This is a genomic window from Enterobacter cloacae complex sp. IR5384, from assembly GCF_049237265.1.
In the GTDB taxonomy this organism is placed as follows: Bacteria; Pseudomonadota; Gammaproteobacteria; order Enterobacterales; family Enterobacteriaceae; genus Enterobacter; species Enterobacter cloacae.
This window is the reverse complement of record NZ_JBMKHJ010000039.1, coordinates 27719-43512: the sequence shown is the minus strand read 5'-3', so window position 1 is coordinate 43512 and position 15794 is coordinate 27719. Positions and strand designations below refer to the sequence as shown.

Here is a 15794-nt window from a genome sequence, read left to right as displayed (position 1 = left end):
GATGATCTGTTCGTCGGAAAAACGCTTCTTCATGGGGATGTCCTCATGTGGCTTATGAAGACATTACTAACATCGGGGTGTACTAATCAACGGGGAGCAGGTCACTGTAAATTGGAAGCTATATTAAATCTGATATGAAATCTAATTTATCTTTCGGTTTCATTTTTGTTTTCTTCATTACGATAAGTAATATGTTTCTTCAATAAATCATAGCTTTGATGTTTGAGGCTGGAGGATTCTTCTCGGAATTTTAAGAGCGTATTGTGCGTTACTTCTGGCAAATCTTCCGATCATAGACGCCACCATTTACAGCCAGCATTTGTATTTTCTTCTTTGAGACCATTTTAGTCATGATTTGAGAATCATCTAATATAATGCCCCCAAATGTTCCTGGCCGTGTATTCCATCCTGCAATAATTACTGTATCACCTACGTTTAACGCTGCTACAGTATTGTTATCATAATCCGTATTTTCGAAAAAGAACTTCAGGCCTTCACTTGAATCAGGGATATGTAATGTTACTACCGGATTTTTACTGAAAGTGGCTGTGCTAATTCTTTTTATTTTTCCTGTAACCATCAATCGGCACTTTTTGAAGTCGTTTGTTGCTCTGAACTCATGTTCCTGAAATCGTGCATAAACTTCTTCGGTTGTATACAGCCTTGGAAGTATATCGATTATAGATGGCTTTATTGATTGTTCGTTTTGTTGTAAAAATGCTGAACCTCCGTTCGAGAGATGTATTGATTCAGATGTTCTGGCTTGGCTGGGTGTTATTGCTATTCCGTTCAATATATAAAGTCCGAAGAAGAAGGCAACAATTGTCTTTGACTTTTTAAATTTTGAGGTCATTTTGTTTCTCCATAACTTCTATCTTAACAATACGCTCTCCATTACGATATATTTTCAGCTTGTCAGGCGGGGACTTCACTGCATTACGGATTTCGTTCATTGTATCTTTCGATAACATATCGCAACCTTCCATATACATAACCTTACGGGTATCGGTATCTGATATGTTAGTGAAGCTGCTACTGATCCATGAATCAGGTATTTCGACCCCATGTAACAGCTTCATATATTGAACGATGAACGCATCTGTCAGGTGAAATCGCCCTACTGTGTATTTTCCTTGGTAGGAATTGTCCGGTGATTGTGCTAAATAGTCATGGACCAATACTACGGTTACGTCATTACTTAGCATTTTCAGCCTCCAGTTCAGTGATGCGCTTATTGGTCATGTCAATTAGGCATTGAACATCCTGATTGCAGGTAGCCTGTTTTTTGATCCATTTTCGTTGCGATGGTAGCAAAGATTTACGTGTTTCAGTTGGTAGTTCTTTCCATGTATCGTTAAGCTTTTTATCCGCAATACGATAATCTTCTTCAGGGGAGTGCGGTGTTGTTAGCTTGTCATGAGCGGTTGTGATGTTCTTTGCTTTATTCTGAAAATATGATTTATCAGCACACGCTTTTTCCCAACTTTTTGAGATCTTCGTAGCTATGTCCTCAATAAACATTTCACGAAGTGTATACCCATTTAATTTCGCACCTTCTTCCAATATGAGGCGATATTCATAAGGAATGGCTTGCAATTGTTTATCAATATTCAATTCAGGATCGTCCGACTCGTTAATGAATACTTTAGCTTCTTCTATCGTCGGCGCTCCACGTTTGCACACATCTTCTCCGTTCTTAAACATTCCTTTAGTTAATTTACGCACGGGCTTATCTGGATTTGAGCACTTTTCTTTGATTCTAGCTTTAATGTTTGCGGACTGTTCATTAATGACCATCCTTGCTGCCGTAGGGTCATTTTGATACATAGAACGTGCCAGGGGGCCATTTAGCAATATGAGTTCTATGTCATCTGACGTAGGTCCACCATTCAGGCAAAGCTCACTTGCCGGGAGCGCCATAAGGTCATCCACGGTATCAATATTCTGGAAACTGATGCGGTTATCTGAGGCTGCTGTAGCGCTGCTTGAAATCAAAAAGGCATTCAACGTGATGATCTTAATGAGTTTTATTGGCTTCATGCGTATGTCTTTCCTTGTGCTATCGAAAAAACTGCGACTCTTCAGTAAACGTAAATTGGTTGATTTCGAAGTGAAATCAGGCTGAGAGACTTGATTTTATATTGATCTATAAGATCTATCAATAATCGCATATTAATCTATGAAATAGATCGATTGGCGCGGGTAGAAGAGGTGGCATGGCTACGAAGGTTATTGTATTTAATGGTTTTTCAAGGAATGATATGCTTAATGTTAAGGTGGGGAGGGGCGGGTTAGTATCGAGTATTCCCAAAGAAGGGGATTACATTCAACTTACCTGGGGAGTTACAGCAACTATAGAGGTGTTTCGATAAGAAGCGGAACAATGGAATCAGTATGTAGACGTAATGGATAATGTAATTTAGCCCCCTTGCTCTAAAACGCACTGTATCGAGTTTTACGGGGTTTTGGTATTAAATAATGCCCACGCCTACTTTAATCGCTCTGACAAGATACAGAGCGATTCATGGCGTTATAGCGATGGATAATAATAACATCTTGTGTTTACATTGGAATATGGGATGTTTTCACATTGGAGCTAATACTTGCCTTTATTCCGTCAGTTCATCGATCAGCGTTCGGGGATGTTCTAATCGTTTTTTCGCTTCCGTCATGAACTTATCTCGGTTGATCAATATGTCAATATGATCATGTAGTATCAACCCCTCAGATTCAAGAATTTGAGTATCGTTTATAGTCTGTGCTTCAACATAAATCTTACCCTTCTTCCAGCCTGAGTTGTTTTCGATAACGATACGCTGTTTATGCTGATCGCGGTATGTGATGGTAAACAAGTTGTGTTTCTTATCTATTCTGGAGCAGTCTATGCGCGTAATAACGGTCTTAATGTTTGCCCTTATTTTTGCGCGTAAAGGGTTAAGTGCGTCATTAATATCAAACTTCCTGAATTTGTCCCACCCTTCAGTGTTCATTTGCACGATTGATTCATCGTATAGCCTTTTTTCCTCTACCAGGCTTTGTTTTTCTTGTTCAAGTTGTTCAATTTGCGAAGTCATGCTGTTAATGATTGCCGGGCTTTTAGCTGAACCTATAGCTAATACATAGTTCTCAATTTTCGATTCTATGTCCGATATTTTCCATTCTAAACCAGATGGTTGATATTTCGTCTGTAAGAATATTCTATCAGCTATCAGTTGTAAAATTGTCCTTTCAAGAGTGCTTGCCCTGAATCCCCACTTATTACAATCCTGATGTAGATCTCTGGATGCGCATTGGTAACGGTAAGCATGTGGATGGTTCTTAAGGGTTGATTTAGCCTTAACCATGTAACATGAGCAGTGCGCACAATGCAAAATGCCAATACCGGAAAGTAACGGTATTTCAGGGTTAATCTCGCGATTCGGGGCAAACCCTTTGTTTCCAACTTGGATCTTTAACGCTTCGTATTCATCTTTGCTGATGATAGCAGGGTAATAATCATCCAGAACGTATTCTGCATTGTTTACAGTGATTACTTTTCGTCCATAAATGGCTGGCTCAAGGATTCTGGAACAATGCTGCATATTCCATATACCTTTTGATTTTTTGTTGCCAATAACCGGTCCATCGTAGTTGTTTTTCAGGTGCATAAGGATCATTCGATTTGACCAACCGTCTTGTTTTAACTGGATAATTTTTTTTGCTATGGGGAACAGGACTGGATGCGGATTGACATACCCAGTACTCGAATCTGTCCACCATTTATCCGACCCTAACTCTTTAATTGCGATTACAGGATCACCTGGTTTCCTTTTTTGGTGGCGTCTGATCTTGGATAGAGCACTTGCAATGGTGCGGTGTGATTTGGTTGAACTTTCTTCGTTTGCACGGCTGAACAACATCACGCTAAACATCAGTTGCTGCAATATCTCGGTGTTTACTTCAGTCTGCCTGTAAATCTGTTTATCAATCCCGGTAATTACCGTGATGCCATTAAGCAATAAACTGGTGAAAAGGTTATCTGCTTGCATGGCGTTCTGGCGTGAGAAGCGATCAAGGGATTCAATCAAAAGGAAAGACCCCTTTGGGATCAAGCCGGATTCAACCTGGGCTATAAAATCCGATAATGCTCCTTCCTGAACGTTTTTACCTTTGTACGCGGATACTCCTAAATCTTGGTATTCCTCGAAAATTTCCAGATCGTACTCAGCAGCGATCTTTTTTGCCATTTCCGCAATGTAACTCTTCTGTCGCTCGATCGAGTTACCTCTGCCTTGTCGTTCGCTGGAGTAACGGATATATGAATATAAGCGTGGACGATTCATGGTATTGAATTTCACTGGACGTACTGTATTTCTTAAGATTGTAACATGTGCAGGCATTGGTCATCACCTCTTTGGTAACCCATTGCGGCGACAGGTATAGCTGTTTTTACGCCTCAATTCTTAATGAGGTGTATTTTACTTTAGTGTTACCGATGGTGACGCCCAGCACCGCCATCACGGTAAAGCCCAGACCGGTTAGCACCGCGTGGATGAGATACAGCACCGGCGCGACAAACAGGAACAGGAATTCGATAGGCTCAGTCGTACCGCCTACGACGCAGGCGATTACTCCGGAAATCAACAGCCCTTTAATTTTGTGACGATTTTCAGGTCGGGCGCAGTGGTACATCGCCAGCGCCGCGCCTGGCAGACCGCCGAGGAAGGCCGGCATTTTACCCTGTGACAGGAAGCGGGTCGCACTCTCAGAGAAGCCATGAGTGGTTGGGCAGCTCAGCTGCGCCTGGAAGATGGTCAGCGCACCGCTTACATCATGACCGCACACTTCCATGGTGCCGCCTGCTTCGGTGAAGCGAATCAGCGCCACCAGAATATGTTGCAGGCCAAACGGCAGCAGCAGACGTTCGCCGGTACCGAAGATCATCGGGCCGAAATCGCCCGCGCCGTTAATGATACGACCAATACCGTTGATACCGAGCGCAAAGACCGGCCAGATCAGCGGGATGACCAGACCAAACAGCCCCATGACCACGAGAGTAATAATTGGCACGAAGCGGGTGCCGCCGAAGAATGCCAGGGCATCGGGGAGGCGGATATTGTGGAAGCGCTCATGCAGCATCCAGATAATGACCCCCGCGATCACCGCGCCGAGGATCCCGGTGTCGATAGACTGAATACCAATCACGCTCTGAATGTTGTTGGCTTTCAGCACCGCAGCATCGGTAGTGGGCAGGATGCCTTTGGCGGTCAGCCAGAAGTTCACCGCAAGGTTCATCACCGCGTAGCCCACAAAACCGGCGAACGCCGCCACGCCTTTATTCTCACGCGCCAGGCCCAGCGGGATGGCGATACAGAACATCACGGGCAGGAAACTGAAGGCAAAGGAGCCGACCTTACTCATCCAGATAAAGATCGCCTGTAGCACAGGGGTACCGAGGAACGGGATCAGCGTAATGACGTCCTTACTGCTGAGCGAGCTGCCGATCCCGAGCATGATCCCGCAGAACGAGAGAAGCGCCACGGGCAGCATAAAGGTTTTACCCAGTTGCTGGAAAAATTCCCACAGCGATATTTTTTGTGCTGTTTTCGCCGTCATAAAACGACTCCTTTATTGTTAAAATCAGTTTGTCTGCTTCAATGCTGCGAGAAGATAAAACGTTTTATCAAAGTTTAGTGCGCGCTGAATCACATTCTCAGCCTTTCACTGGTAGTATAAAGATAACGTATTGATAAAACGTTTTACCGATCTCATTATCAGGGAGTCACGCCAACACATGGCTGTAGCGAAAAAGATCACCATCAACGATGTCGCGCTGGCGGCGGGGGTTTCCGTCAGCACCGTTTCACTGGTCCTGAGTGGAAAAGGGCGCATCTCTCCCGCGACCGGTCAGCGGGTTAACGACGCCGTTGAACAACTGGGTTTTGTGCGTAACCGTCAGGCGTCGGCCCTGCGCGGGGGACAAAGCGGCGTGATTGGCCTGATCGTGCGTGACCTGACTTCACCCTTTTACGCCGAACTGACCGCCGGGTTAACCGAAGCGCTGGAGGCGCAGGGACGAATGGTGTTTCTGCTCCACGGCGGGCGCGAGCCGGACCAGCTTCTTTCCCGGCTCGACATGCTGCTCACCCAGGGCGTTGACGGTGTGATTGTTGCCGGAGCATCGGGCGTGAGCAGTGAATTATGCGAGCGCGCGGCCGCAAAAGGGGTGCCGCTGGTCTTTGCGTCGCGCGCCAGTTATCTGGATGAAGCCGATACCCTGCGGCCAGATAACATGCAGGCGGCCCAAATGTTGACCGAGCATCTTATTCGTCGCGGACATCAGCGGATTGCCTGGCTCGGCGGAAAAAGCTCGTCGTTGACCCGCGCCGAACGGGTGGGCGGTTATTGCGCGACGCTGATTAAATACGGTTTACCGTTCCACAGCGAGTGGGTGGTAGAGTGTGAATCCAGTCAGAAAAAAGCCGCAGAAGCGATCGGTGCGCTGTTAAGCAGCAGCCCGACGATAAGCGCCGTGATTTGCTATAACGATGTGATTGCGATGGGGGCCTGGTTTGGTCTGATCCGCGCCGGGCGTCAGAGCGGTGAGGGGGGTGTTGAAACCTTCTTCGGCCATCAGGTGGCGTTAGGGGCATTTGCCGACGTTGGCGAAAATGCGCTGGACGATCTGCCCATCGTCTGGGCCACCACACCCGCACGGGAGATGGGCTACACGCTGGCGGACAGGATCATGCAACGCATCGAAAAAACAGACGTGCAGGCCGGGCACCAGATTGTGGCGGCGCGGTTAGTCACGGTGAAATAACCCAGAGCACGTTGCGGAGCGTAGGCCAGATAAGGCATCGCCGCCCCCCGGCAATAAAAAACCCCTCATGCGAGGGGTTTTGTCGTTTACTGCTGCGGCGCCGCAGGTTCGGCTGGCGCTGCTGGTTCAGCCGGTTCCGGCATGCCCAGGGCAGGCATTCCAAACATGCCGACAAAGTCCTCCAGCGGCATTTTGTCACCGTTGAGCGTCACCTGGCCGTTGGCATACTGCAGGCTGGTGGAAATCGTGTTGTCGTCCACCTTTGTGATGCGGAACATCTGGCCCATCGCCGCCAGGCCTTTCACCTGTTGGTTTGCCAGCTTACCGGCATCGTCATCGCCGTACCCTTCAAGCTTCGCAATCTGAGTCATAAACTCGGTTGCCATGTCCATTGGGATCGTCAGCTTGCTGTCCAGAGACTTCACGCTGCGATCCACTTCCTGGGCCAGCGTTTGCGGTTCGCCCGTTGCGGTTGCCGGATCTTTCAGGAACAGAGACAGGTTAAAGCTGGTTTCGCCTTTGCTGTTTTTCCAGCTCAGCGGAGCGACGGTGATCACCGGTTCACCTTTGAGCAGGATAGGCAGGTTGTTGAACAGCACGGCCATCGCCTGCTGCTGATACACTTCCGGGTTCTGCTGCAGCGCGGCATCGGTCAGCAGCGCCTGGCTCTCTTTGCTGTATTTCTGGCTGAATTCATGCCACGCCTGACCGTCAATATTGCCGATCTTCAGCGAAAGCTTGCCGGTACCCAGGTCCTGATTCTGCACTTTCAGGCTCTTCAGGGTGTAATCCAGCTGAGTATTGATGCTCTTACCGTCTTTGGAGACATCCGATTTACCATCAACGTCCATGCCTTCCAGCACGGCCATCTCTTTACCTTCAATCGCAATGGCAATCTTATCAATCGAGAGTTTCTGATCGCCGATACGCTCTTTGAAGTTGGTCATGCGGCTGTTGCCGTCTGCTTTCAAATTGTTGAAGGTAATCTGTACCTTCTGATCGTATTCGTTAACGGCGTTGACCAGACCGCTTTGCGCTTCCCCTGTCAGGGAGAGCACGTTCCCTTCGCGGTCAGCATCTACGGTGAAGTTGCCACCGCTGAAGGTGACTTTCTCGTTCTCTTTCTCGTAGTTCAGCGCCTTCAGCGCGATATTCGAGCTGGTGTCACCGGCATAGCTGATGCGGGTATCAACCGCGAAAGGTGATTCATTTTTTGCCAGTTCGAACAGCGGCTTAGTTAAGTCGTTATTCACCAGCACGGTGTGAACGGACGCCATTGATGGGATCAGATTAAAGGACTTCAGCTGCGCCAGCGGGAACGGACCGTGACTTACCACCTCATCCAGCACCACCGTCTGGCCCGGCTTCAGCCAGCCATTTTCATTTCCGGCAACGGGCTTCACCACAAGCTGCATATGGCTGGTGAATACCCCGCGCTCATAATTCTGATAGCTCAGCTCTACACCCGCTTCCGGTGCGCCACGCTTAATTTGGCTGTTAGCCTGTGCCACCATCTCAGCCAGACGGCTCTCCAGCTGCTTCCCGGTAAACCAGGATGCTCCCGTCCAGACTACGCCTAACGCTACAATCACGCCTACCGCTACGACCGATTTTTTCATTGCGACTATCCCTAAAATGAAACCAGGCGGTAGAAACCGCCCGGAGATATAAAGCCTGCCACTAGCTTAGCAAGAGTTGTTAAAAAATTCAGTATTGTCTAAAGCTTATTAAATACGCGCGCCAGGCGACCGGTACCGCTCACGCTGACCGGGGACTCATTAGCAGCAACGAATGCTGACTCACCCGGCTTAAGCACCAGACGCTGTTCGCCTTTATGCAGTGTCGCTTCACCCTCAACGCAGAACAGGATCGCCGCGCTCTCCTGCGCGATGGTCGTTTCGGTCTGGCTGAGGTCGTGCAGGGAGAAAGCAAAATCGTCAACCGGAATAGGGAAGTCCAGCTCTGCGCCATTTTTGACGGGCTGAGTAAGCAGCTCGGCAGCAGGTTTTGCCACAAACTTCACGTTAGCCACCAGTTCAGGGATGTCGATATATTTCGGCGTCAGACCCGCGCGCAGTACGTTGTCCGAGTTGGCCATTACCTCCAGCGCCACACCCTGCAGATAGGCATGCGGCGTTTCCGCGAACAGGAACATGGCTTCGCCCGGGTTTAGTTTCACCACGTTCAGCAGCAGCGGGGAGAACAGGCCGCTGTCGTCCGGGTAAAACGCAGAAATCAGACGGATGGTGTCCCATGGTTCGCCCTGCTGGCCGTCCAGCGCCGCTTTCAGCACCGCCAGGGCGTGGGATTTCTCGTCGCCCTGCATGTTGAGCAGGCTGGCGAACAGCTGGCTCAGGCTTTCCGCGTTCGGATTTGCCAGGAAATGTGCGATAGCGTTATGCGCTCCTGCGACCGGCTGCAGCAGAGAGATGATCTCGGAGAACTCGCGAAACGCGTTCATCGCCAGGAAAGGGGTCAGCGCAAAGACCAGCTCCGGCTTGTGGTTCGGATCTTTATAGTTACGCTCGGCGGCATCTAACGGGATACCGGCCGCATTCTCTTTTGCAAAGCCAATTTCAGAGGCTTTCTTGTTCGGGTGAACCTGGATGGAGAGAGGTTGATCGGCACACAGCACCTTAAACAGGAACGGCAGCTCGCCAAAACGGTTGGCCACGCTGTTACCCAGCAGCGTGGCTTTATCGGCATCAATTACGTCGCGCAGCGCGCGCACCTGGCCGCTGGCATCTTCAACTTTTGAGCTGCTCTTCGGGTGGGCGCCCATCCACAGTTCTGCCATCGGCAGGTTGTCCGGGTTCGCGATACCGTAGAGTTCCGTTAACGCAGTTTTACTTCCCCAGGCGTAGTTTTGCACTGAGTTGATGAGTTTTTGCATTATCAAGCCCTGATTCAAATGTGGAATAAACTCCGGGTATTAAAGCAATAAACCACATGGAAGTAACCTGCGGATGTAAAAAGTCGTACTAGTCTCAGTTTTTGTTAAAAAATTGTGTAGGATAAGCTGACTCGCTTTTAAGCCGGGCAGCGGAACATCTGCCCTGAATAATCAGACCGACGCAGTAAGTGAGAGAACAATGTCGAACAAACCCTTTCATTACCAGGATCCTTTCCCGCTCGGTAAGGATCAGACCGAATATTACCTGTTAACCCGCGATCACGTCTCTGTCTCTGAGTTTGAAGGGCAGGAGATCCTCAAGGTCGATCCGCAGGCGCTGACCTTACTGGCGCAGCACGCCTTCCACGACGCCTCGTTTATGCTCCGTCCTGCGCATCAGCAGCAGGTGGCCGATATTCTCAGCGACCCGGAGGCCAGCGAAAACGATAAGTATGTCGCGCTGCAGTTCCTGCGTAACTCCGATATCGCGGCAAAAGGCATTCTGCCGACCTGCCAGGATACCGGTACGGCCATCATCGTGGGTAAAAAAGGCCAGCGTGTCTGGACCGGTGGCGGCGATGAAGCCGCGCTGGCGCACGGTGTCTACAACACTTACACCGAAGACAACCTGCGCTACTCGCAAAACGCGGCGCTGGATATGTATAAAGAGGTCAACACCGGCACCAACCTGCCTGCGCAAATTGACCTCTACAGCGTGGACGGCGATGAGTACAAATTCCTTTGCATCGCGAAAGGCGGCGGTTCAGCCAATAAAACCTACCTCTACCAGGAAACGAAAGCGCTGCTCACACCGGGCAAGCTGAAGAACTACCTGGTGGAAAAAATGCGTACTCTGGGGACTGCAGCCTGCCCGCCATACCATATCGCCTTTGTCATTGGCGGCACGTCGGCGGAAGCGACGCTGAAAACCGTGAAGCTGGCATCGACCAAATACTACGACGGCCTGCCAACCGAAGGGAACGAACACGGCCAGGCGTTCCGTGATGTTCAGCTTGAGCAGGAGCTGCTGGAAGAAGCGCGTAATCTGGGGCTCGGCGCACAGTTCGGCGGTAAATACTTTGCTCACGACGTGCGTGTGATCCGTCTGCCGCGCCACGGCGCATCCTGCCCGGTGGGTATGGGCGTCTCATGCTCGGCGGATCGTAATATCAAAGCGAAGATCAACCGTGAAGGCGTGTGGATCGAAAAACTGGAGAACAATCCGGGTAAATACATTCCGGAAGCGCTGCGTAAAGCCGGTGAAGGTGAAGCGGTTCGCGTTGATCTGAACCGTCCGATGAAAGAGATTCTGGCGCAGCTGTCTCAGTACCCGGTCTCGACGCGTCTCTCCCTGAACGGCACGATCATCGTCGGCCGCGACATCGCCCATGCGAAGCTGAAAGAGCGCCTGGACAACGGCGAAGGGTTGCCGCAGTACATCAAAGATCATCCGATCTACTACGCGGGCCCGGCGAAAACGCCAGAGGGTTATGCCTCCGGCTCATTAGGCCCAACCACCGCAGGCCGCATGGACTCCTATGTAGACCAGCTCCAGGCCAACGGCGGCAGCATGATCATGCTGGCGAAAGGCAACCGCAGCCAGCAGGTGACGGACGCGTGCCACAAGCACGGTGGGTTCTACCTGGGCAGTATCGGTGGTCCGGCGGCCGTACTGGCGCAGGGCAGCATCAAGAGCCTGGAGTGCGTGGAATACCCGGAACTGGGTATGGAAGCGATCTGGAAAATTGAAGTGGAAGATTTCCCGGCGTTTATCCTGGTGGATGACAAAGGCAATGACTTCTTCAAGCAGATCCAGTCCTCTCAGTGTTCGGCATGTGTGAAGTAAGCTAAAAAGCCGGGTGGCGGCTACGCCACCCGACACCAAAAAGAGCGCACAAAGCGCCATAACGTTTCTCAGAAGTCATCAATACTTATCTCTTAAGCATGTGAGCAATCCCATCTTTAATTATCAAGGAGAAAGTAATGACAACGCATCGCCGTGAGAAAGATTCGATGGGCGCGATCGACGTTCCGGCCGACAAACTCTGGGGGGCGCAAACCCAGCGCTCGCTGGAACATTTCCGTATCTCGACAGAGAAAATGCCCGTTTCGCTGATTCAGGCGCTGGCGCTAACCAAACGTGCCGCCGCCAAAGTGAATCTGGATCTGGGCCTGCTGGCGGCTGACAAAGCCAACGCCATCATCAGTGCCGCCGACGAAGTGCTGGCGGGCAAGCATCCCGACGAATTCCCCCTGGCCATCTGGCAGACCGGCTCTGGCACGCAGAGCAACATGAACATGAATGAAGTGCTGGCCAACCGGGCAAGCGAGTTGCTGGGCGGCGTGCGCGGTATGGAGCGTAAGGTTCACCCGAACGATGACGTTAACAAGAGCCAGAGCTCCAACGATGTCTTCCCGACGGCAATGCACGTGGCGGCGGTGATTGCCATCCGTGAACAGCTGATCCCGCAGCTAAATGTGCTTAAAAGCACCCTTAACGAGAAAGCCCAGGCCTTCAGTGATATCGTCAAAATCGGGCGTACCCACCTGCAGGATGCCACGCCGCTGACCCTTGGACAGGAGATATCCGGCTGGGTGGCGATGCTGGAACACAATCTCAAACACATTGAGTACAGCCTGCCGCATCTCTCTGAGCTGGCGCTGGGCGGCACGGCGGTGGGGACGGGGTTAAATACCCATCCGGAGTACGCGGTGCGCGTGGCGGAAGAGCTGGCCGCGATTACCGGGCAACCGTTTGTTACCGCGCCCAATAAGTTTGAGGCGCTGGCAACCTGCGACGCGCTGGTTCACACCCATGGTGCGCTGAAAGGGCTGGCGGCATCACTGATGAAAATCGCCAACGATGTGCGCTGGCTGGCCTCTGGCCCGCGCTGCGGCATTGGTGAAATCAGCATCCCGGAAAATGAACCGGGTAGCTCCATTATGCCGGGCAAAGTGAACCCGACGCAGTGTGAAGCCATGACTATGCTCTGCTGTCAGGTGCTGGGAAATGACGTGGCCGTCAATATGGGCGGTGCGTCAGGCAATTTCGAGCTGAACGTCTATCGTCCGATGGTTATCCACAATGTGCTTCAGTCTGTACGTCTGCTGGCGGACGGCATGGAGAGTTTCAACGCGCATTGCGCCTCCGGCATTGAGCCGAACCGCGAGCGAATCAGTCAGTTGCTCAATGAGTCGCTGATGCTGGTGACCGCCCTCAATACCCATATCGGCTACGACAAAGCCGCTGAGATCGCCAAAAAGGCGCATAAAGAGGGGCTGACGCTGAAAGCCTCTGCGCTGGCGCTTGGCTACCTCACGGAAGACGAGTTTGATGCCTGGGTCCGCCCTGAAGCGATGGTCGGCAGCCTGAAATAGTCACGTCGCCACATACAGGTGCAGCCGGGGAATAATCAGCTGCAGCGGCTGCGCCTGAGGCTTATAGCGATGCTGAACGTTTTCCGCATCGTAATTCAGCAGTTCGCCAATGTCCGGTACCACAGCGCCCTGATCGGCATCATAGAGCGCAATCAACGGCGTTGGGCAGGCGTACTGGATTTGCTTTTGCTGGCCTGAATACCAGACGCGGGCGATAGGCTGCACCTTCACCGGGCGTTTAATCTTAAGGCGCGTTTCAACGGGCAATGACGCGATGCTGTGATACTCCTGCTCCAGGCGCTCAATCCACTGCTCGCGCGACCACGGAGCCACGGTGCGCGGCGCTTTCAGGCTCTTTTCCAGCTGGGCCAGGATCTCATCCCGGGTAAAGTTTTTGATAATGTGCTTGTTGGCCCAGCCGAAGCGCAGCGTGGCGGGCTGACGCAGTACCGTCAGCGTACGGTAGGCATTCAGGGTGATTAAACCCGGAAGCTGGCGGTGCACCCACTCAAAGCGGGCGGCTGGCGCCAGGCCTGACTCTTCGGTAATGATCTTTTCAAATGCCGCTTTCAGGGTATTGATGTGCGTAATCTGGGTTTCCAGCGCCTCACGGGTTTCGGCGTCCGTTTGCAGACAGATCACCCCCGGCAGGCGAACGGCCGCCTTGCTGCTGCGGTTTTCTGACTGCTGCTGAATAAACAGGCGACGATAGTGCTGTAGCGCCAGATCCCGCGCGGATTGGCCGATATGCTGTTTGACGTCGATGGTTTGCAGCGGATCGTGCTCTGCGCCTTTTGCCACCTCCGGCAGGGTAAAGACCCGCGCAGCCAACAGGCGGCAGGCCTGCAGGCGCTCGGTCAGCGTTAACAGCTCATGCTCCATCTCCCGAAAGGTGCTGTTCAGCCTTTCGATAAGATCGTATGTCGCCATGTGAATCCCCATTAGTTACAACATACTCATGATATAGCACAGCACGCCGGGTCAGGCCAGCGTGCGGTTAAGGTCAGGCAGGAACGGGAAGGGCGATGTTATGGTACACCGGCCAGCTAAAGCAGAAGCATGCGCCGCCGAGTTCACTCTCCCCGCACTGCACCGTGCCGCCCATCGCCTGCGCGATAGAGTGGACAATCGCCAGCCCCAGACCACACCCTCCCGTCGCACGGTCGCGGCTCGGGTCGAGACGCACAAACGGCTCGAACACGGTTTCACGCGCATCCGGGGCGATGCCGGGGCCATCGTCTTCCACCGTCAGACGGGCCTGATTGTCCTGCAAGTCCAGGCCAATCCGCAGCGTGCTCTCACTGTAGCGCATGGCGTTGTTCATCAGATTATCCAGCACGCGTTCCATCAGGCGCATGTCCAGCGCGCCGTAATCTCCCGGCGTGACGCGCGTTAACAGGGTGCGTTGCGGATTGACGCTCTGGACGTCATCAATATGGGTTTGGATCCACGTCGGCAGATCCGGGGTACTGAGGTGCAGTTCATTTTGTGGACGGTCAAGACGAGCATAGGTGAGCAACTCCTCAATGAGCGCTTCAAGCTGGCCGATGTCGCGGTTTAACGCCTGAGACTCTGCCGCCGTAAGGTTTTCGCTCATCTCCAGCCGATAGCGCAGACGCACCAGCGGCGTGCGCAGCTCATGAGCAATCCCGTCGATCAGCTGTTTTTTACTGGCAATCAGGGCGTTGATGTTATCGGCCATCTGGTTAAATGCCACCCCCAGACGTTCAAAGCTGGACCCGCTGTCAAAGTGAATACGCTCGGTAAGATGCCCCTCGCCAAAGCGCTGTGCGGCGGATTCCAGTTTCAGCATGTCCTGCCAGTGTGGGCGCATCCAGATAAAGACCGGGAAGGCGAGTGAAATGGCGATAAAGGCCATCAGGGCCATATCCAGCAGGCGCATCTGGTGCAGATAATAGAGATAAGGCACCGGCCCTACAGCCAGCACATAATGACTGCGCGGAATGCGCTGGATAAAGGTGTATTTCTCATCCAGTGCCACGATATCCCCGTCACGCAGGCGCTGCATGGCAGGCGGATCTAAATCGAAATCCTTCAGCGGTTCAATGCGCAGATCGAACGACAGGTTCAAATCCAGCTCTTTTAAGGTTCTCGCCCAGTCATGTGGCGGAATTTCACGCAGTTCGCTGCGCATCAGATAAAGAGAGCTTTTCATCAGATCGTCCAGCGACTGCCTGCCCGCTCGTTCGGCAGTGAACTTATAGACCAGCCCGACCAGCATGGTCATCACCAGGAAGCAGACAAACAGCAAAAGATAAAACTGCACAAAAAGCTTTTTCATTAAATCTCACCGAAAAAACGATACATGCAGAATATACATGAAAAACCTTCCGGTGTTTTCACCACCATCATGCACGACAAACGTATTATCTGAGCCGTGCCGAGGTTTGTTACATGGCGTGAGTACTTCTTTTGATTTTGGCGATGAGTTTTTCTGTCACGCTCAGGCCTTCCGCGATCTCCGCATCAATCACGGCGCTTCCGAATTCGTTAATTAAATCCAACAATATTTCGTAAGACTGAATCAGTTCCAGAAGATCAAAGAGGGCTTTTTGGTCGGCACGCGTGGGGGAGGCTTGGTTAAGCGTTGCCTGATTAACAATCCATTCAAGATTGGTTTTGATGGCTTCTACGTCATGGTAGCTATACATATGTCATAGGCTTAAATCCTCATTTCAAGATTTTATGGGAGAGAGGTAG

General features: G+C 51.5%; 12 protein-coding genes and 1 pseudogene. 3 read left to right on the top strand and 10 right to left on the bottom strand.

The features are described from left to right. Positions 1-268: 268 nt before the first annotated feature. The 5 genes and pseudogenes from ACOTX3_RS22420 to malX all read right to left on the bottom strand — a co-directional run. Positions 269-853, bottom strand: coding sequence for a hypothetical protein (locus ACOTX3_RS22420; RefSeq protein ID WP_127869273.1), 585 nt, complete (start codon positions 851-853; stop codon positions 269-271). After that, positions 837-1205 carry a hypothetical protein gene (locus ACOTX3_RS22415; protein WP_127869272.1) on the bottom strand — a complete coding sequence of 123 codons (369 nt, stop codon included), beginning with the start codon at positions 1203-1205 and terminating at the stop codon, positions 837-839. Before ACOTX3_RS22415 ends, ACOTX3_RS22420 begins: the two co-directional genes overlap by 17 nt. Further along, positions 1195-2040 (bottom strand): lysozyme inhibitor LprI family protein, encoded by an 846-nt coding sequence (locus tag ACOTX3_RS22410; protein ID WP_058660846.1) that lies wholly within the window; start codon positions 2038-2040, stop codon positions 1195-1197. Before ACOTX3_RS22410 ends, ACOTX3_RS22415 begins: the two co-directional genes overlap by 11 nt. A gap of 569 nt (positions 2041-2609) precedes the next feature. Further along, positions 2610-4379, bottom strand: a complete 1770-nt coding sequence (locus ACOTX3_RS22405) for a recombinase family protein (protein ID WP_127869271.1) — start codon at positions 4377-4379, stop codon at positions 2610-2612. Between the two features lie 85 nt (positions 4380-4464). Next, a pseudogene (malX, locus tag ACOTX3_RS22400) lies at positions 4465-5595 on the bottom strand (PTS maltose transporter subunit IICB); the annotation flags it as partial. Positions 5596-5773: 178 nt separating this feature from the next. Between malX and ACOTX3_RS22395 the strand changes: the two are divergent. Next, positions 5774-6802, top strand: coding sequence for a Mal regulon transcriptional regulator MalI (locus ACOTX3_RS22395; protein WP_029882782.1), 1029 nt, complete (start codon positions 5774-5776; stop codon positions 6800-6802). 86 nt (positions 6803-6888) lie between these two features. Here ACOTX3_RS22395 and ACOTX3_RS22390 read toward each other — a convergent pair whose 3' ends face one another. Then, the gene (locus ACOTX3_RS22390; protein ID WP_058679539.1) at positions 6889-8421 is read right to left on the bottom strand and encodes a YdgA family protein; all 1533 of its coding nucleotides are present in this window, start codon (positions 8419-8421) and stop codon (positions 6889-6891) included. Positions 8422-8519: 98 nt separating this feature from the next. After that, positions 8520-9695 (bottom strand): mannose-6-phosphate isomerase, encoded by a 1176-nt coding sequence (gene manA / locus ACOTX3_RS22385; protein ID WP_013096880.1) that lies wholly within the window; start codon positions 9693-9695, stop codon positions 8520-8522. A 199-nt stretch (positions 9696-9894) separates the two neighbouring features. On the opposite strand from manA, the gene fumA reads away from it, so the two are divergent. Further along, the gene (gene fumA / locus ACOTX3_RS22380) at positions 9895-11541 is read left to right on the top strand and encodes a class I fumarate hydratase FumA (protein WP_013096879.1); all 1647 of its coding nucleotides are present in this window, start codon (positions 9895-9897) and stop codon (positions 11539-11541) included. A gap of 137 nt (positions 11542-11678) precedes the next feature. Beyond that, entirely contained in the window at positions 11679-13073 is a 1395-nt protein-coding gene (fumC, locus tag ACOTX3_RS22375; protein WP_013096878.1) for a class II fumarate hydratase, read from the top strand. On the opposite strand, the gene tus is transcribed toward fumC, so the two are convergent. From tus to ACOTX3_RS22360, 3 genes are all read right to left on the bottom strand, one after another. Continuing rightward, positions 13074-14003 carry a DNA replication terminus site-binding protein gene (tus, locus tag ACOTX3_RS22370; protein ID WP_013096877.1) on the bottom strand — a complete coding sequence of 310 codons (930 nt, stop codon included), beginning with the start codon at positions 14001-14003 and terminating at the stop codon, positions 13074-13076. It abuts the gene before it with no gap. A 73-nt stretch (positions 14004-14076) separates the two neighbouring features. Next, the gene (rstB, locus tag ACOTX3_RS22365; RefSeq protein WP_013096876.1) at positions 14077-15375 is read right to left on the bottom strand and encodes a two-component system sensor histidine kinase RstB; all 1299 of its coding nucleotides are present in this window, start codon (positions 15373-15375) and stop codon (positions 14077-14079) included. Positions 15376-15484: 109 nt separating this feature from the next. Further along, positions 15485-15745 carry a hypothetical protein gene (locus ACOTX3_RS22360; RefSeq protein WP_038980410.1) on the bottom strand — a complete coding sequence of 87 codons (261 nt, stop codon included), beginning with the start codon at positions 15743-15745 and terminating at the stop codon, positions 15485-15487. Positions 15746-15794 lie beyond the last annotated feature (49 nt).